The following is an 18,071-nucleotide window of genomic DNA, read 5'->3' on the forward strand; positions in this document are numbered from 1 at the left end:
CTTCGGTCTGACAACACATTCCGTTGTCGGCGCCCCGGAGGAACCATCGAATGTCTAGCCAGTCCCCTGCCCGAAAGCTTACTATTCAGGAGTTGCCCCGGTCAGAACGTCCGCGCGAGCGGCTGATCGACCTGGGGGCGCACGCACTGTCGTCGGCGGAGTTGCTGGCCATCGTGCTGGGGCCGGGGGGCGCGGGGCGGCCAGCCTTCGGGCTTGCGCAGGAGGTGCTGGCCATGGCGGGCGGGTCGCTGCGGCGCATCGCCATGCAACCGGTGGCGGCTCTGCGAGCGGTGCAGGGGGTAGGAATGGTGCGCGCGATTACCATCCACGCGTCGCTCGAACTGGGGCGGCGCATGGCTGCGGAGTCGCGCGAGGACGGGGTGCCCATCCGGTCGCCCCGTGATGTGGTTGCGGCGTTCGCGCCGCGGCTGGAAGATCTGCCGGTCGAGGAATTCCACGTGGCGGTACTGGACGCACAGCATCGGTTGGAACGGGACGTGACGGTCACGCGCGGCATTCTCAATTCGTCGCTCGTGCACCCGCGCGAAGTGTTCCGCGAGGCGATCGCGGAACGCGCCGCGTCGGTCATTCTCGTGCACAATCATCCGAGCGGCGATCCCACCCCCTCGCCCGACGACCGGGCCGTCACCGATCAGCTGGTGGCCGCGGGCCGCCTGCTCGACATCCCGGTGCACGATCACGTGATCATCGGACGCGGCCGCTACACCAGTTTTGCCGAGGCCGGCCTCCTGTGACCGCGACCGCGCTGCACGACGTGATCCCCGGGTGGGTGGACCCCGATGTCCCGGCCCACGAACGGCTCGACCGCGAGCTGTTGGCGCGTGCCTACCAGTTCAGCGCCGAGGCGCACGCGGGCCAGGTACGCAATTCGGGAGATCCGTACGTCACCCACTGCGTCGAGGTGGCGAAGATCCTCGCCGACCTGCAACTCGACTCGGTGACCGTGGCGAGCGGGCTGATCCACGACGTCGTCGAGGACACCAAGATGACCGTGGCCGACGTCGAGCGCGAGTTCGGCCCGGAGGTGGCGGGCATCGTCGACGGGTTGACGAAGATCGCCAAGCTGCCCACAGGGACGTCGTCGCAGGAACGCCAGGTCGAGAACTACCGCAAGCTCCTGCTGTCGATCGCCAAGGACGCGCGGGTGATCATCATCAAGCTTGCCGACCGGTTGCACAACATGCGCACCCTGGAGTGGTTGCCGCCCGAGAAGCGCCACCGCATCGCCCAGGAGACACGCGACCTCTACGCTCCGCTGGCCCACCGGTTCGGTATGGCCAAGATGCGGTGGGAGCTGGAGGACCTGGCCTTCAAGCATCTGGAGCCCGACGCGTACAAGACGCTGGCCAAGCAAGTCGCCCAGAAGCGCGGCGAGCGCGAACAGTTGATCAACCAGTTCAAGGAGCCGCTCGAGCGATCGCTGGCCCAGGCCGGCATCCAGCACGCCGAGGTCACCGGCCGGCCCAAGCACCTGTGGTCCATCTACAAGAAGATGACGCAGCGGCAGAAGCCATACGAGGAGATCTATGACCTGCTCGCCATCCGCGTGCTGGTCGACACGGTTCCCGAGTGCTACCACGCGCTGGGGGTGATCCACGACGGGTGGACGCCGGTGCAGGAGCGGATCAAGGACTACATCGCGCAGCCCAAGTCGAACGGGTACCAGTCGCTGCACACGACGGTGTTCGGCCCCGGCCGGCAGTTGTACGAGGTGCAGATTCGCACGCGCGACATGCACCGCACGGCGGATTTCGGCATCGCCGCGCACTGGCTGTACAAGGAGGACGTCAAGAGCGCCGACGAACTCGACCGCCACCTCACCTGGTTCCGCCAGATCCTCGAGCTGCAGCTGGACGCCAAGACGCCTGACGAATTCCTGGAATTCCTCAAGCTCGATCTGTACCAGGACGAGATCTTCGTATTCACGCCCACGGGGCACGTGATCCAGCTTCCCAAGGGCGCCACGCCGATCGACTTCGCGTTCGCCGTGCACACCGAGATCGGCCAGCACTGCGCCGGCGCGCGCGTGAACGGGCGCATCGCGCCGCTGTCGCGGCCGCTCCGCAATTCGGAGACGGTCGAGATCATCACCTCAGCGGCGGCGCGGCCCACGCGCGACTGGCTGTCGCACGTCCACACCGGGCGCGCACGGCACAAGATCCGCCAGGTGCTCAAGCGCGAGGCCCAGCAGTCTGCCACCAAGCTCGGGCAGGACATCCTCGATCGTGAGGTCAAGCGCCGGCGGTTGTCGCGGCCGTCGAGCGAGCAGCTGGCGCGCGCCGCCAAGGCGCTCGGCCTCAACGACGAGACGCACCTGCAGGCGTCGATCGGGCAGGGCGACGTGCAGATCGCCGCAGCGCTCAAGCAGATCTATCCCGAACTGGAAGGCACCGAGGCCACGCGACCCAGCGCCATCGAGCGTCTGGTGGACCGCATGCGCGGCCCCAAGGGCGTGCGCATCCAGGGCGTGGACGGCATCATGGTGCGCTATGCCCAATGCTGCCAACCCGTGCCGGGCGATCCCGTGGTCGGCTACGTGACGCGCGGCCGCGGCGTGAGCATCCACCGGGGTGACTGCCCGAACCTGCTGCTCCTCGCACACGAGCCGGAGCGCCGGCTGGAGATCGACTGGCAGGAGGCCGAAGGTGAACGGTTCGTCGTGCGCCTGGCCCTCGACGGGGTGGATCGACGCGGGATGTACGCCGATCTCGCCGCCGCCGTCACGTCCACCGGCACCGATATCCGCAGCCTTGACCTTCGCTCCCTCGACGGCAAGGTCGATGGATCGGTGGTGGTCGAGGTCGAGAACCTGACCCACCTGCAGAAGATCGTGAAGGCGATGCGCCGGGTGAAGGGAATCATCGAGGTCGCGCGCCGGGAACGGCTGTCCACGGACGAGTAGGAGCGCGGAACGGCGGGCGCCGGCTCCTCGCGGCGTTGTCACGGGTTGCGCTCCGCCGTACACTAATGGCTCCCGGTCTGCCGTTGGCCGTGGTGGACCGTCTGCCTTGAGCCGCGCTCGCCAGCTGCCAGCCCCCGACCGCACGCCGACCCATGGGAAAACTCGTCGTTCTGATGGTCACGGCCCTCGTGGACATGATCGGATTGGTCATGGTCATTCCGCTCCTCCCGTTCTACGCCGAGCGGTTCGGCGCGACGGGCGCCGCGATCGGCATGCTCATCGGGGCGTTCTCGGTGGCCCAACTGGTGAGCGCGCCGTTTTGGGGTCGGTTCTCCGACCGGCGGGGCCGGCGCCCGACGCTGGTCATCGGCCTCTTCACCTCCGCGGTGTCGTACCTGATATTCGCGTTTGCCAATAGCTTCTGGCTGCTCGTCGTGTCGCGTGTGGTGCAGGGCTTCGGCGGCGGCACGGTGGGCGTGGTCCAGGCGTACGTCACCGACCTGGCGGCGCCGGACGACCGGGCCAAGAGCCTTGGCTGGTTGTCCGCGGCGACGAGCTTCGGCGCCGTCGTGGGGCCCGCCGCCGGGTCCCTGCTCGCCGGAATATGGGGGCAGGCGGCCCCCGGGCTGGCCGCCGCGCTGCTCTCGCTGGTCAACATGGGGTTCGCGTGGCGGTACCTGCGCGAGTCGCGCGAGGCCGCGTCGACCACCACCACGATCCGCGGCCAGGGCACGCGGGAAGCGCTCTGGCACGTGCTGCGGAATCCCACCACCCCGGCCGCCCGCCTCATCTGGACCTATACCGTGGCCATCGGCGCGTTCTACGGCATGGTGGCCGTGTTCGCCCAGTTCCTCCAACGGCGCTTCCAGGTCGACGAGCAGACGATCGGATACTTCTTCATGTGGTTCGGCGCCATGGGCGTGCTCACCCGCCTCGCGCTGATCGGCCCGGCCGTGAAGTGGCTCGGTGAACTGCCGCTGTCGCGTGTCGGCCTCGTCCTCCTCGGTGCGGGAATGATCCTTTTCCCGCTCTCGCACGCCTATCTGACTCTCTGGATCGCGATGACCCTCATGCCGCTCGGCACGGCCTTCACCTTCCCCGGCGTGACCGCCACCCTGTCGCGCGTCGTGCCAGCGAACGAACGCGGCCTGTACATGGGGGTACAGCAGAGCTTCGGCGGCGCGGCGCGCGGACTGTTCCCCTGGTGGGACGGCATCGCGTTCGACCGCTACGGCATGGCGTCTCCGTTCGTGACGGCGGGGATTCTCTGTCTGGCCTCGATCGGCCTGGCGTTGGGACTCGAGCACCAGGTTGCCCTTCCCGAACAAAAGCCGAAAAACTAGATTTCCCCATCATGGCTGCCGAGTTCGATCTCCAGACCCCATTCGCCCCTGCCGGCGACCAGCCCAAGGCAATCGCGGAGTTGACGGCCGGGCTCCGGCGCGGCGATCGATTCCAGACGCTCCTCGGCGTGACCGGCTCGGGGAAGACGATGACGGTGGCCAACGTCATCCGCGACCTCGGGAAGCCGACGCTCGTGCTGTCGCACAACAAGACCTTGGCGGCACAACTGTACGGCGAGCTCAAGAGCTTCTTCCCGCACAATGCGGTCGAATACTTCGTGTCGTACTACGATTACTACCAACCCGAAGCGTACGTGCCGACAACCGACACGTACATCGAGAAGGACGCCTCGATCAACGAGGACATCGACCGCTTGCGGTTGCGCGCCACGTCGAGCCTCATGGAGCGCGAGGACGTGATCATCGTCGCCACGGTGTCGGCGATCTACGGCCTCGGCGATCCGGTGCAGTACCGCGAGCAGATGGTCACCCTGACCGCCGGGCAGCGCATGGCGCGCGACGACATCCTGCGCGCGCTGGTCAAGATCCAGTACAGCCGCAACGACGTGGCGTTCGAGCGGGGATCGTTCCGCGTTCGCGGCGACACGGTGGAGATCTTCCCGGCGTACGAGGAGCAGGGCGTGCGGGTGGAAATGTGGGGCGACGACATCGAGCGCCTCTCCAAGATCGACCCGCTCAGTGGCGAGACGATCGCCGTGCTCGAGACGGCGGCCGTCTACCCGGCGAAGCACTTCGTGACCCAGCGGCCGACCCTGGAGCGCGCCGTCCGGCTCATCCGCGACGAGTTGGCGCAACGGCTGGCGGTCCTGCGCGAGGCGGGCAAGCTGCTCGAGGCCCAGCGGCTCGAATCGCGGACGAACTTCGATGTGGAGATGATGCTCGAGATCGGGACCTGCGCCGGCATCGAGAACTACTCGCGGCACATCTCGTTTCGTGCCGAGGGCGAGCGGCCGGCGTGCCTGTTCGACTACTTCCCCGAGGACTTCCTCGTGGTCGTGGACGAATCGCACGTCTCGCTGCCGCAGATCGGGGGGATGTTCAACGGCGACCGGGCGCGCAAGCTGACGCTCGTGGACTACGGGTTCCGGCTGCCGAGCGCGCTCGACAACCGGCCACTAATGTTCGACGAATTCCTGTCGCTCACTCCGCGGGCGATCTTCGTATCGGCCACGCCGGGCGACCTGGAGCTGCGGCTCTCGGAAGGCGTGATCGTGGAGCAGATCATCCGGCCCACCGGGCTGGTCGATCCGGAGATCGAGATCCGGCCCGTGCGGGGCCAGGTGGACGACCTGCTGGGCGAGATCCGACTGCGCGAGCGGCGGGGCGAGCGCGTCCTCGTCACCACGCTCACCAAGCGGATGGCCGAGGACCTCACCGACTACCTCCAGCAGGTCGGCGTGCGGGTGCGTTATATGCATTCCGACATAGACGCGATCGAACGCATGGAGATCGTGCGTGGGCTCCGGCTGGGCGACTTCGACGTGCTCGTGGGGATCAACCTGTTACGCGAAGGGCTCGACCTGCCCGAGGTCTCGCTGGTCGCGATCCTCGACGCCGACCAGGAAGGGTTCCTCCGCAGCGACCGGTCGCTCATTCAAACCGTCGGCCGCGCCGCGCGGCATGTCTCGGGCATGGCGATCTTCTACGCCGACCGCATCACCGGCTCGATGCAGCGCTGTCTGGATGAGACCGGCCGGCGTCGAGAGCTCCAGGTGGCCTACAACCTCGAGCACGGGATCACTCCGCGGTCGGTGGTCAAGAGCATCGACGAAGTGCGATTCAGCACCCGCGTGGCCGACGCGCGCGGTGAACGCGAAGACAAGCGGGTCGCCGAGCCGGAGAGCGGGTACGATGCCATGGACCAGGAAGCTCTCGAGAAGATGCTCGACGAACAGATGCGCACCGCCTCCAGAGAGATGGACTTCGAACTCGCCGCCCAACTGCGTGACCAGCTGTTCGAGGTGCGCGCCCGCCGGACCCGGCAGCATTCCGGGGCCACGGACGCGCCGTCCGGCGCGTCTGCGCGCCGCCGCGCTGCCCGCTGAGGAGACGCCATCGTGTCACGACGTGCGTCGTCCCGTCACGCGGCCATGCCGGACGCGCAACTGACGGAATCCGAACTCATCGCCTGGGGCGAGCGGTTCGGCGCGGAATGCCAAGCTCCGATGACCGCGACCGTCGGCGGCGTGGAGCGCGCCCGCCCGCTGATCGTCGCGATCGAAGGTGACCTGGGGGCGGGGAAGACGACGCTCGCGCGCGCCATCTGTCGCGGGTTCGGCGTGACCGAAGACGTGACCAGCCCGACGTTCGCGCTCGTCCACCGATACGAGTCGGGTCGGGCGCCTGTGTATCACCTCGATCTCTACCGACTGGCGGGCCCCGGGGACCTGACGAATCTGGGCTGGGACGACATCATGAACGAGCCGGCGCTGGTGCTCGTCGAATGGCCCGAACGAGCTGGCGATCGGCTTCCGGCGGCGGCCCTGCGGGTGCGGCTCTCGCACCTTTCGGCCTCCCCGGCCATGCGGGCGCTCCACGTGGAATCACGATGATCACGCTCGCCCTCGACGCCTCAACGTACGTGGGCACCGTGGCGGTGTTCGGCGACGGCCGGCTGCTCGCCGAAGGCGAGACCGCCATGCGCGGCCGCGACGTCGAGCGACTGATGCCGGCGGTGTCCCGGGCGCTCGACGAAGCGGGGGTCGCCGTGCGCGATGTGCGGCGCGTGGTGTGTGGGGACGGGCCGGGAAGCTTCACGAGCCTCCGCATCGCGGCGTCGATCGCCAAGGGGATCGCGATGGGTTGCCGGGCCGAACTGCTGCGGGTGTCGTCGCTCGCCCTCATTCCGGCTGGGGCGCCGGACCTCGCCGTCGGCTCGTACCTGGGAGCGCTCGATGCGCTGCGCGGCGAGGCCTACTTCCAGCGCTTCCGGCGCGAGCCATCGGGCACCGTTGTGCCGGAGAGCCGTTTCTATCTTGGACCCCTCGAGGCGGTGACCAAGGCAGCAGCCGATCTCCCGGCGCGGATCGCCGCGCCTGAGGATCTGCTCGCGCTCCTGGCTTCGGTGGGCGAAGTGGCGCATGGCGCGCTGGTGGCGCTCGCGCCACATGCCCGGGGGGTGGCCAGGCTGGAGGGCGCGTTGGAGCCCGCCGATCTGGCGACGTGGGAGCCACGCTACGGCCGCCTGGCCGAGGCGCAGGTGAAGTGGGAAGCACACCACGGCCGTTCACTCCCGGCCTCGTGAGTGCAGTCATCGAGCCCGCAGTGCTTGCCGACACCGAGGAGATCTCGGTGATCGAGCAGGCCGTATTCGGTGATCCGTGGTCGGCCAACTCATTCCGGGCGCTCCCAGGCGACCCGCGCGTGTACTTCGCGTGCGCGAGGACGCCGCCGGTTGCCGCGGCGGCCGGCGACGCGGGTTCCACGCCGCGCCTTGGAGCGGGTGCCCCGCAGGGTGTGCTCGGTTATGTTGTGGCGATCTTCGCTGCTGACGAGGGCGAGATCGCGAACCTGGCCGTCTCGCCGGCGGCCCAGGGCAAGGGCGTGGGGGGACGGCTGCTGGATGCCACCCTGGCCGAAGCCGCACGGCGAAGGTGCACGGCACTGTACCTTGAGGTCCGGGAGTCGAACGCGGCGGCACGCAAGCTTTATGGATCGCGCGGGTTTGCGGAGATCGGACGGCGGATGGGGTATTATCAGAAGCCAGTGGAGGATGCGCTGTTGTTGCGGCGGCTTGTCGCCTCAAGGCTAAAGTAGTTTCTCATATTCGGAATGGAAGTATTTGTGTGGAAGTCATTTGATTGCGTGTTAGTGAACTGGATTGGACAATATGCGCGGCGAGTGTAGGGACCTTTTTCGCCAGGAGGAACTGTGAGTCGGAGCTTGAACAAGGTGACGTTGATCGGAAACTTGGGCAGCGATCCCGAGGTGCGGTCGACCACCGGTGGAAATCGCGTGGCGACGTTTTCTCTCGCCACCAGCCGCGCGTGGAGCGGGGCCAACGGGGAACGCCAGGAAAAGACCGAGTGGCACCGTTGCGTGGTCTGGAACAGCAAGTCGTCACAGCTCGCCGACGTCGTTGAAAAGTACGTCCACAAGGGTGACAAGCTGTTCGTCGAGGGGCGGATCGAATACCGTCAGTGGCAGGACAAAGAAGGCCAGACTCGCTACAGCACCGAGATCAACGTGCGGGAACTGATCATGCTCAGCGCGCCGCGGGGCGGCGGGGGCGGAGACTTCGAGGGCGAAGCGCCGCCGAGAGCCAGCCGAACGCCGACACCCAAGGCGAAGGCCGGAGCCGGTTCCGACGAGTCGTTCGAAGACTTCCCGGAAGCACTCCAGGACCAGGACGACGACCTGCCGTTCTGACCATCGCCTGGCGAACGGGGCTCCGGACACCCTCCTCGTGAGCGTGTCGGGGCCCCGTTTCCTATTATGCGGCCAAGTCGTCCTGTTCGAGCGGCGGTGGAGCCATCGCCGGCAAAGGGCAAGGGGGACGTTCGTCCTGCTGCCCGTCACTTTCCCGAAGCTGTCCGCGCGGCGGGCTAGCCCGCGGCCAGGGAGTACACCACCGGTCTCATGCGAACCCGCACCCTTGGCGCCCTACTCGCCGCCGCGCTGATCGCCCCAGCGGCGTTGGCCGGCCAGCAGCCGACCGGCACCACATCCGTTCCCCAGAGCCATACCGTGGTGAAGGGCGAGACTCTGTGGGGCCTCGCGCAACAGTTTCTGGGCGATCCGTTCAAGTGGCCGGACATCTACGAACTGAACAAGGCGAGCGTCGCCAATCCGCACTGGATTTATCCCGGGCAGGTGTTCAAGCTGCCTGGCACGGTGACGAGCGTGGGAGTGACAGTGGTCACGCCGCCTGCGGGCCCGCCGCCCACGGACACGGCTGCCAAGGCCGTCGCCGTGACCGAGCCTGCCCGGGTGACCACGGCCGTAGCGGAACCGGTGGAGAACACCTCGACGGGCCGGACGGTGTTCCAGCGCGAGTCGCCGCCGCCTCGCCCCGAGGAATCCCGGGGAGAGCGTTCGGCGCCGCCACCGACAGTACTCCCCGGCGAATACTTCGCGGCGCCGTACGTCGTCTCGGCCACCACGATTCCGGGTGCCGGACGGATCATGCAGTCCGGCGATGTCAATCCGCGGGGCCAGATTGACTCGCGAACCATCTTCAAGGCGTACGACGACGTGCTCGTCGATCCGCCGGCCGGCGCCGCGGGCGCGAAGGGCGAGCGGTACATGGCCTTGCGTCTAGGGCCGTCGATCCCAGGCGTTGGCCAGGTGATGATCCCGGTCGGAGTCTTGAAGGTCACACGGGCCCGCACGGGCACCGACGCCGTGATGACCCAAGTCGTGAACCTCTACGGTGAGCTGCGCCCCAACCAAATCCTCGTAGCGATGGACTCTGCGGCGCCGTCGAGCACGGTGCGGCCATCTCCGGTTGCCGACGGGCAGGAGACAGAGGTCAAGTGGGTGCTCTCCGACCCCGTGCTGCCGACGGTGAACAGCTACGTGGTGCTCGGCCTCACGGCGGCCGACGGTGTGAAGCCAGGTGACGAATTTGTGCTCTTCAGGGCAGGCCAGCCCGGTGCTTCATTGGCCGATCCCGCGACGCCGGAAATCCCGCTCGGGCGCGCGAAGGCCGTCCGCGTGACGCCCTTCGGCACCACGGCGATCGTGACGGCGCAGGAGCAGCCGGCGATCAACGTAGGCGTCCTTGCGCGCCTCTCGGCGAAGATGCCGTAACGCTTCGCAGCACGTGATGCTGTAACGACTTTCGAGGATTAGATTTGGGCGAACGCCATGATCGCGATCGCCCATTTCCTCGCCATCTCGCTCTATCTGGCCGCCGCCGCCCTGGCGGCGAGCCCGTTCGTGCGTCCTGTGAACGCACCCCTTCGGGGAGTGCTTGCACTCCTGAGCGCGGCCGTGGCGGTGCATCTCGGTGCGCTGGTCGTGCTGGCCGTTCGCACCGGGCACGTGTACGTAGCGGGGCTCGGACCGTCGCTTTCTCTGGCCGGATTGGTGCTGGCGGCGACCCTGCTCGTCGTGGAATTCCTGGCGCACGATGTGAGCCTCACGCTGGTCGCGGCCCCACTCGCGGCAGTGCCGACGGCATGTGCCAGCGTAATTGGCTTTGCGCGCTCGGCCGAACCGTCGGGCACCCAGGGAGTCTGGCTGGTCGCCCACATTGCCCTGAGCTTCATGGGAATTGCGGCGTTCGCGACGGCGGCGGTCGCGGGCGTGATGTATCTCGTTGAGCGGCGGCAGCTCAAGTTGGGGCGCTTGGACGCGATGTTCCGGCTCTTCCCGCCGCTGGCGACGCTCGACCGGGTGAATCACGTGGCCGCCCTGGCGGGATGGCTCGGCCTCACGGTTGGCGTCGTGCTGGCCGTCTCCTACGCCCTCGAATACGGCGGGATGCGTCCGGAGCAGTTGGCGTGGGGCGTGGCCGCGTGGCTCGGGGTGAGTGGCGTCGCGCTGGGACGGGTGGTGCGCGGTTGGCAGGCTCATCGCGCGGCGATCTGGTCGAGCGTCTCGTTCACGGTCGTGGTGCTGCTGTATGTGGTGCTGCGCGTCGCCGGCCCAGTGGCGGGGAAGTTCCATTGAGCGCGATCCCCGTGGTGATTGACGCGGCACGGGCCCGAGTGCTGGTCGTGGGAGGCGCCGCCGGTGACGGTGTCGCTCCGAACGCGCGCGTGACCGAGCACGCGCACGCGGCTGGGCGGTTGTTGATCACGGCGGCGGCAGAGGCAGTCGAACGCGGTCCGTTCGACCGCAGGCTGGCAGCGTGGCGGTGATCGTCGCCGGCGTGAGCCACCGGACTGCGGCGCTCGACGTACGGGATCGCCTCACCTTCCGCACCCCTGAGATCGGGCCGGCCTTGGAAGTCATCACGCGTGGATCAGGGGCTCAGGAAGCCGTGATGCTGTCGACGTGCAATCGTACCGAGGTATACCTCGTGGAGGGAGCGGGAGACGGCGCGGCGGCGGTCTGGTCGCTGTTCAGTGACCGGCTCGGCGCAGATGCCAGCGTCCACGGCTATCTGCGCCGGGATCGCGAGGCCGTGGCGCACCTGTTCCGCGTGGCGTCCGGGCTCGACTCGATGGTGCTCGGCGAAGCGCAGATCCACGGGCAGGTGCGCGACGCGTGGGAGACAAGCCGCGGCCATTCGGGAGTCGCTCTGAACCGGCTGTTCCAGACGGCGCTGTCGGCGTCGGGGCGTGTTCGAGAGGAGACGGCGGTGTCGCGCGGGGCGGCATCGGTGAGTTCGGCGGCGGTGCAGTTGGCCAAGCAGATCTTCGGCACGCTGCGCGGCCGCCGTGCGATGGTGCTCGGCGCCGGCGAGATGGCGGGCCTCGCCCTCGAGTGCCTGGTGAGCGAGGGCGTCAACGCGGCTGTGGTAGCCAACCGTACGCACGAGCACGCCGTGGAGCTGGCGTCGCGTTTCGCGGCGCGCGCGCTGCACTTTGATGACTGCTGGCGCGAGTTGCCGGACGTTGATCTCGTGCTGTCGTCAACGGCCTCGCCGCGGCCGGTGGTGACCGTCGACCGGGTGCGCGAAGCGGTCGCGCAGCGCGGCGACCGTCCGCTCTGTATTCTCGACATCGCCGTGCCGCGCGACGTGGAGCCCGAGGTGGGTGGGCTCGGCAACGTATTCCTGTACGACCTCGACCGGTTGCAGCAGGTGATCCAATCGAATCTCGATCGCCGGAGGGGCGAACTCCCGGCGGCCGAGGCGATCCTGAGCGACGAGGTGCAGCGATACTGGCAGTGGCTGGCGGGACTCGAGGCGGTGCCGGTATTGACGAGCTTCCGGGAGCGGATGGATGCGGTGCGCGAGGCGGAGCTCGCGGCCGCGCTCCGCCGACTGCACGGGCTCACGCCGGAACAGCGGTCGACGGTGGAGTACCTGGCCAAATCGTTGATGAACAAATTCATGCACGAGCCGTCGGTGCGGCTCCGCCAGGCCGCATCAAACGGACGTGGATTGGGCGTGGTCGATGCGATGTGCTATCTGTTCGCGCTTGAAAAGGAGCCGCCGCGGCCTCCCGCCGCCGGCTCCGATCTACCCGAGGAGGAGACTGGATGATGCGAATACTCGTGACGGGCGGGGCGGGGTTCATCGGATCGCACGTGGCCGATCGATTCATGGATGCGGGACACGCGGTGGCCGTCCTCGACGACCTGTCGAACGGGCGCCGCGAGAACGTGCCGGCCGGTGCGGTGTTCCACGAGATGGACGTTCGCTCGCCTGACGCGGCGGCCCTGGTGGGGGGTGGCGGGTTCGACGTCATTGCCCATTTCGCGGCGCAGATGGATGTGCGGCGGAGCGTGGCCGACCCCGTGTTCGATGCCCAGGTGAACATCCTCGGCACGCTCAATCTCCTCGAAGCCGTGCGCGCCGCCGGGCGGATGGGGACGACGCGATTCGTCTTCGCGTCCACCGGCGGCGCGATCTATGGCGACTCGGCGCCTCCACCCAATGTCGAAACGGTGCGCAAGGAGCCGGACTCGCCGTACGCCGTCGCCAAACACACGGCAGAGCAGTATCTGTCTTACTACGCCCGCATCCACGGATTGAACGCGGTGGCGATGCGGTTCGCGAACGTGTACGGGCCGCGGCAGGATCCGCACGGCGAGGCCGGGGTGGTGGCCATCTTCTGTGGCCGCCTGCTGGCCGGCCAGCCTCTCACCGTGTTCGGCGACGGGAACCAGACGCGCGATTACGTGTACGTGGGCGACGTGGCCGCGTCGATCGTGCGGGGGGCGCAACACACGCCGGCAAAAAGTGCCGGAATGGACGCTCGCGCGTTTAACATTGGGACGGGTGTGCCGACGTCGGTCGTGGATCTGGCGTCGGCGATGATGCGCGCTGTGGGGCGGACGGTGCCCATAGAGTTTGCGGCGGCCCGGCCCGGTGAACAGCGGCAGTCCTATCTCAACATCGACAAGGCGGCGGCCGAGCTCGGCTGGCGTCCCTCCGTTTCGCTCGCGCAGGGCCTCGCTGAGACGTACGCGTGGTTCGCAAAGCGCTCGCCCACCTCCATCGACTCACGCGCATGATTCTCGGGATTCTCCAGATCGGCGGTGCCATTCCCAACGGGGCCATCGACCTGATCACCAGCGCCGCGCTCAGCACCAAGATCGTGCTCGCCGTGCTCGCGGTCCTGTCGCTGCTCAGTTGGGCGGTGATGTTCGGCGCCTGGCGGCAGCTCAACAAGGCGGAGAGAGCGGGGCTGCAATTCCAGCACGCGTTCGAGCACGCGCCGCGGCTGGACGAGGCCGGCGCGCTCGTCAAGCGATCCAAGCCGGGGGCGCTGCCGCGCCTGTTCCTGCGGGCCATGCACTTCGTGTCGGAGGCCCGTGTGCGCAACCAGCAGGTGTACGAGATGACGAGCGACGGCGGCACGCCCACGGGAGCCGTGACGTACACGCTCTCGGCCACGCAGATCGAAACGCTGCGCCTATTGCTCGACGCCGAGGCATCCGAGGAGCGCGACCGATTGGGGCGATATCTGCCCGTGCTGGCCACGATCGGCTCGGCGAGCCCGCTGATCGGGCTGTTCGGCACCGTGCTCGGCGTGATCCAGGCGTTCCTGGGGATTGCGAGCAAGGGATCTGGCAACCTCGGCGCCGTGGCGCCGGGCGTGGCCGAAGCGCTGATCGCCACCGCGGCGGCGCTCGCCGTGGCCATTCCGGCCACGTTCGGCTACAACATCTTTGCCCACAAGTTGAACCGGTTCGACGGGATGATGGAGAATTTCGGCACCGCCGTGATCGCGCTGCTGGCGCGCGAGGGGCATATCTAACATGGCCCGCCGCCGCCATCGCCGGCTCGAACTCAACGCGGACATCAACGTCGTGAGCCTCATCGACGTGATGTTGCTGCTCTTGGTGATCTTCATGATCACGGCGCCGATGATGCAGGGCGGATTGGACATTTCGCTACCGAAGGCTGAGGCGCGGCCGATCACGTCGAAGAGCGGCATGACGATCACGGTGACGCGCGACGGCACCATCGCGGTGGACGATGGGACGCCGATGACCTATGCCGAGTTCCGCGCGGCGTTCCAGACGCTCGCCAAGGACCGCGCGGCTCAGGGCGTGTACGTGCGTGCCGACCAGCGCGTGGACTACGGGTTGGTGGTGCAGGTCCTGGCCGTGGTCAAGGCGGCCGGCGTTCAGGACGTGGGGCTGGTGGCCGAGCAGGAGCAGGTGCCCTGACGTGAGCAGTCGCACCGCCGGGCCCACGCTCACACTGCCTATCGGGGCGTCGGTGCTGCTGCACGCGGCGGTGATCGCGGCGCTGGTACTGCTGCGCCCACCGCCCGCTCCGGTCATGCCGCCGGTCTATCGCGTGAATCTCATCGCCGCTCCGGCCGGTCCTCGCGCCATCGGCACCGTGCAGGAGAAGCCGGCGGTGGAGCAGCCGAAGCCGGTGATTCCGCCCAAGGCGAAACCGACGCCGAAGCCGGCCAAGGTGGTCACGAGGAAGGCCGCGAAGCCGGCCCCGGCTACCAAGGCCGCCACGCCGGCTCCCTCCGAGGTGAAGACCAAGCCGGCCAACGCGAAGACGCCGGCCGCCGGCGGCGGCCCCGAGGGCGGGAAGGGCGCCGATGTGGCCACGGTGCACACACCGGGGATCGACTTTCCGTTCCAAGGGTACCTCGACAACATCGTCCGCCAGATCGCGCTGCGGTTCGACGCGGGGGGGGCCGGGGCGCTCACGGCCGAGGTGGCATTCCTCATTCATCGGGACGGCACCGTGTCGGACTTCCGGTTCCAGAAGCGGTCGGGTTCGTACGCGTTCGACCTGTCGGCGCAGGGCGCGATCGACGCCGCCGGGGGGGCACGCGCGTTCGGCGCGCTTCCCTCCGGGTATCCGAATGACGTCTTGCCCGTGATCTTCACCTTTGACCCGCGGATCATCCATTGATCAAGGCTTCCGTTTCGCTGGCCCTGGCCCTCCTATGCTTTGCCGTGCCGCTCGCCGCCCAGGACACGACCGGGCCGGGGGTGCACATCACGCTGACCTACGATCCTGGGGTGCGGCCGGCGGTGGTCGTGCTGCCGGTGCCCGGGGCCAACGGTGACTCGATCGCCGCGATCCTGCGGCGGGACCTCGACTACGGCGATCGGGTGAACGTGATCATCATCCCGGACTCGATGGCGGCGGCGATCCGGGGTGGACTTGATTCCACGGGCACGGCCAGCACGATGAACTACGGCGTGTTCAAGACCCTGGGGGCGCTCGCCGTGGTGCAGGCCCGGAACACCGAGCGCGGGCTGCACGTGGCCCTGCATGACGTGCTGCACAGGCAGGTGATCGACGTGAACGAGTTCGCACTGCCCCAGGACGTGGCGTCGAGAGGCTGGCGGCTGGCCGTGCACCGGGTGTCGGACGAGGTCGAGCGGTGGATCACCGGGGTGCGGGGCATCGCCGCCACCCGCATCGCGTACGTGCGGGACCACGCGATCCACGTGGTGGACAGCGACGGGGCTGACGACATCACCATACCCATGGTGGGCGAGGGTCTCTCGCCGGCCTGGAGCCCCGATGCGAGTTCGATTGCCTACGCCACCTTCGGGGAGAATTCGCGCATCGTGGTGTACGACCTGCGTACGGGGCAGTCGCGCGCATTCGGCGGCCGCCGCAACACCAACGTGAGCGCGCCAACGTTCAGTCCCGACGGCTCGGCGATCGTGTACGCCGTGGCCGGGGAGAACGGCGCGGATCTGTACAGTGCGCCGGTGGCGGGCGGGCCGGCGCAGCGCCTGACGGTGGGTGGAGGCACCGACAACAGCACGCCGAGCTTCAGCCCCGACGGCCACAGAATTGCCTTTACGTCGGGACGAGCTGGCCCGCCCGAGATTTATATTATGGATGCGGACGGGACGAACGTGAGTATGTTCACGGCATACGGGTTCAGCACGCAGAATTACCGATCGAACCCCGACTGGTCGCCGGACGGCCTGACCATCGCGTATCAGGCGTACGTGCCCGACGGCTCCGGGGTGTTTCAGATTTTCACGATGTCGCTGCGCGATCAGACGCCGCACCAGTTGACCAGCGATGCCCAGAACGAGGATCCGGCTTGGGCGCCCGATGCGCGGCACCTGGTGTTCAGTTCGACCCGCGGTGGCAACAAGCAGTTGTGGGTGATCGATGTGCAGTCGGGCCGGGTTCGGCAACTCACGCACGGAGCCTCGATGTCGCGGCTGGGTGCGTGGTCGCCGCGTCTGGCTCCGTAGGACGTGCCGAGTCGGTCGCGGCGCGCGCTGTAACGGTCCATACGTCGCCTTTCCTTCCTCGAGTCCAGGAGATCCGAACCATGCACGTTTCCCGAATCCTGCCTGCGGCCCTCGTCGTGCTGGTCGCCGTTTCGGCCTGCCACAAGAAGCCAGAGGTAGCTCCGACCCCTGTGCCGGCGCCGACGGACACCAGCGCGTTGCGAGCTCAGCACGTCCGCGATTCCCTGGCGGCGATCGACGCCGCCAATCGCGCCAAAGCGGCCGCCGACCAGGCGCGGGCCGACAGCGCGGCGCGGGCCGCAGCGGCTCAGCAGGCGCAGGGCGCGATGCGGGCCAGCCTCACCGCAGTCATCCACTTCGACTTCGACAAGTCCGACCTGCGCCCCGAGGACCAGGCGATTCTCGATGCCAAGGTGCCGGTCCTGATGGCCAATCCGAACGTGACCTTGCGGATCGCCGGCAACACCGACGAGCGCGGCTCCACGGAGTACAACCTGGCGTTGGGCCAGCGCCGTGCGGCCACGGCCAAGCGGTACCTCACGGACCACGGCGTTCCCGCTGCGCGCCTCGAGACGGTGAGCTATGGCGAGGAGCGTCCCCTGTGCACCGATCACGACGAATCGTGCTGGTCGCAGAATCGGCGGGACGAGTTCACGATCACGGGCGGCGGCGACGTCCCGCTCAAGTCGCCGGGCAACTGATGCGCGCGCGTCTGCTGCTCGCGCCGGTCGCGCTCCTGCTGACCAGCGGATGTCTCGCTTCCAAGGGAGACATCCGGCTGCTGCAGGACGACCTTACCTCGATGCAGGCGCAGCAGGCCCACCAGGCGACGTTGCAGGAACAGACCCGGGCCCGCGCGGATTCGCTGGCCCGGGTCCGGCTGGACTCGGCGATCGTGGCGCTGGGAGCGATTCACGACTCCCTCCGCGCGCTGAGCGAGCGCTTCACGAGCTATCAGGCCAACTCCAGCCAGGCAATGTACGAAGTGGGGCAGCAGCTGATCACGCTGCAGAATCGGGCGGGGATCAGCCAGCGCCAGATCCAGGACCTGGCGGCGCAGCTCGACACGCAGCACGCTCGGCTGAGCGGCGATTCGACGTCCGCCAAGGATACCAGCGCCGCGAACCAGGCGCCGGGGCCGGCGCAGCTGTTCGTGCTCGGCCGCAACCAATACAACAATGGGGCATTCAGCACGGCGCGCACGGCGTTCCAGGCGCTGCTCAAGCAGTATCCCAACTATTTCGGGGCGGCGACGACCGCCAACTACATCGCATTGACGTACGATGCGGAAGGGAACGGGGCCGCTGCCGACTCGGCGTACCAGTCGGTGGTCGCGCAGTATCCGCAGAGCGAGGAGGCGCCCACGGCGCTCTACAAGCACGCACTCTGGCTCCTCAAGAGCGGAAAACCCGATGACGCGCGTGCGGCGCTGCAGCGGGTGGTCAAGGACTATCCAGGCACCACGGCAGCCGGTCTCGCCGCGGATCGCCTGAAGTCGATGCCCGCGCCGTAGCGACGCCGAT

At 68.0% G+C, this 18,071-nt stretch carries 19 protein-coding genes; all 19 read left to right on the forward strand.

Annotation, left to right across the window (positions count from 1 at the left end):
• The first annotated feature begins 50 nt into the window (after positions 1-50).
• The 19 genes from radC to VNF92_02680 all read left to right on the forward strand — a co-directional run bounded on the left by radC (position 51) and on the right by VNF92_02680 (position 18,061).
• On the forward strand, positions 51-755 hold the full coding sequence (gene radC / locus VNF92_02590; protein HVA56751.1) for a DNA repair protein RadC: 705 nt from the start codon (positions 51-53) through the stop codon (positions 753-755).
• Positions 752-2,923: a bifunctional (p)ppGpp synthetase/guanosine-3',5'-bis(diphosphate) 3'-pyrophosphohydrolase gene (locus tag VNF92_02595; GenBank protein ID HVA56752.1), complete on the forward strand. Its 2,172-nt coding sequence runs from the start codon at positions 752-754 to the stop codon at positions 2,921-2,923. The genes radC and VNF92_02595 overlap by 4 nt, the downstream gene beginning before the upstream one ends.
• A 152-nt stretch (positions 2,924-3,075) precedes the next feature.
• Complete coding sequence (locus tag VNF92_02600) at positions 3,076-4,266, forward strand: MFS transporter (GenBank protein HVA56753.1); 1,191 nt, start codon at positions 3,076-3,078, stop codon at positions 4,264-4,266.
• A gap of 11 nt (positions 4,267-4,277) precedes the next feature.
• Complete coding sequence (gene uvrB / locus VNF92_02605; GenBank protein HVA56754.1) at positions 4,278-6,332, forward strand: excinuclease ABC subunit UvrB; 2,055 nt, start codon at positions 4,278-4,280, stop codon at positions 6,330-6,332.
• 12 nt (positions 6,333-6,344) lie between these two features.
• On the forward strand, positions 6,345-6,839 hold the full coding sequence (gene tsaE, locus VNF92_02610; protein ID HVA56755.1) for a tRNA (adenosine(37)-N6)-threonylcarbamoyltransferase complex ATPase subunit type 1 TsaE: 495 nt from the start codon (positions 6,345-6,347) through the stop codon (positions 6,837-6,839).
• The gene (gene tsaB / locus VNF92_02615) at positions 6,836-7,531 is read left to right on the forward strand and encodes a tRNA (adenosine(37)-N6)-threonylcarbamoyltransferase complex dimerization subunit type 1 TsaB (GenBank protein ID HVA56756.1); all 696 of its coding nucleotides are present in this window, start codon (positions 6,836-6,838) and stop codon (positions 7,529-7,531) included. Before tsaE ends, tsaB begins: the two co-directional genes overlap by 4 nt.
• Positions 7,528-8,043, forward strand: coding sequence for a ribosomal protein S18-alanine N-acetyltransferase (gene rimI / locus VNF92_02620; GenBank protein ID HVA56757.1), 516 nt, complete (start codon positions 7,528-7,530; stop codon positions 8,041-8,043). Before tsaB ends, rimI begins: the two co-directional genes overlap by 4 nt.
• A 114-nt stretch (positions 8,044-8,157) precedes the next feature.
• A complete protein-coding gene (locus VNF92_02625) occupies positions 8,158-8,655 on the forward strand; it encodes a single-stranded DNA-binding protein (protein HVA56758.1) in 498 nt (165 codons plus the stop codon).
• A 210-nt stretch (positions 8,656-8,865) separates the two neighbouring features.
• Entirely contained in the window at positions 8,866-10,038 is a 1,173-nt protein-coding gene (locus tag VNF92_02630; protein ID HVA56759.1) for a LysM peptidoglycan-binding domain-containing protein, read from the forward strand.
• Positions 10,039-10,095: 57 nt separating this feature from the next.
• On the forward strand, positions 10,096-10,902 hold the full coding sequence (ccsA, locus tag VNF92_02635) for a cytochrome c biogenesis protein CcsA (GenBank protein ID HVA56760.1): 807 nt from the start codon (positions 10,096-10,098) through the stop codon (positions 10,900-10,902).
• Positions 10,899-11,093 carry a hypothetical protein gene (locus VNF92_02640; protein ID HVA56761.1) on the forward strand — a complete coding sequence of 65 codons (195 nt, stop codon included), beginning with the start codon at positions 10,899-10,901 and terminating at the stop codon, positions 11,091-11,093. The genes ccsA and VNF92_02640 overlap by 4 nt, the downstream gene beginning before the upstream one ends.
• Positions 11,084-12,385 (forward strand): glutamyl-tRNA reductase, encoded by a 1,302-nt coding sequence (gene hemA / locus VNF92_02645; GenBank protein HVA56762.1) that lies wholly within the window; start codon positions 11,084-11,086, stop codon positions 12,383-12,385. Before VNF92_02640 ends, hemA begins: the two co-directional genes overlap by 10 nt.
• Positions 12,382-13,359 carry an NAD-dependent epimerase/dehydratase family protein gene (locus VNF92_02650; GenBank protein ID HVA56763.1) on the forward strand — a complete coding sequence of 326 codons (978 nt, stop codon included), beginning with the start codon at positions 12,382-12,384 and terminating at the stop codon, positions 13,357-13,359. Before hemA ends, VNF92_02650 begins: the two co-directional genes overlap by 4 nt.
• Positions 13,356-14,105, forward strand: coding sequence for a MotA/TolQ/ExbB proton channel family protein (locus VNF92_02655; protein HVA56764.1), 750 nt, complete (start codon positions 13,356-13,358; stop codon positions 14,103-14,105). Before VNF92_02650 ends, VNF92_02655 begins: the two co-directional genes overlap by 4 nt.
• A gap of 1 nt (position 14,106) precedes the next feature.
• Positions 14,107-14,520 (forward strand): biopolymer transporter ExbD, encoded by a 414-nt coding sequence (locus VNF92_02660; protein HVA56765.1) that lies wholly within the window; start codon positions 14,107-14,109, stop codon positions 14,518-14,520.
• Between the two features lies 1 nt (position 14,521).
• Positions 14,522-15,232 carry a TonB C-terminal domain-containing protein gene (locus tag VNF92_02665; GenBank protein ID HVA56766.1) on the forward strand — a complete coding sequence of 237 codons (711 nt, stop codon included), beginning with the start codon at positions 14,522-14,524 and terminating at the stop codon, positions 15,230-15,232.
• The gene (locus tag VNF92_02670) at positions 15,229-16,548 is read left to right on the forward strand and encodes a hypothetical protein (GenBank protein HVA56767.1); all 1,320 of its coding nucleotides are present in this window, start codon (positions 15,229-15,231) and stop codon (positions 16,546-16,548) included. The genes VNF92_02665 and VNF92_02670 overlap by 4 nt, the downstream gene beginning before the upstream one ends.
• Positions 16,549-16,628: 80 nt before the next feature.
• Positions 16,629-17,249 carry a peptidoglycan-associated lipoprotein Pal gene (pal, locus tag VNF92_02675; GenBank protein ID HVA56768.1) on the forward strand — a complete coding sequence of 207 codons (621 nt, stop codon included), beginning with the start codon at positions 16,629-16,631 and terminating at the stop codon, positions 17,247-17,249.
• Positions 17,249-18,061 (forward strand): tetratricopeptide repeat protein, encoded by an 813-nt coding sequence (locus tag VNF92_02680; protein HVA56769.1) that lies wholly within the window; start codon positions 17,249-17,251, stop codon positions 18,059-18,061. The genes pal and VNF92_02680 overlap by 1 nt, the downstream gene beginning before the upstream one ends.
• The last annotated feature ends 10 nt before the right edge of the window (positions 18,062-18,071 follow it).

The organism is Gemmatimonadaceae bacterium, from assembly GCA_035533015.1.
GTDB lineage: Bacteria > Gemmatimonadota > Gemmatimonadetes > Gemmatimonadales > Gemmatimonadaceae > JAGWRI01.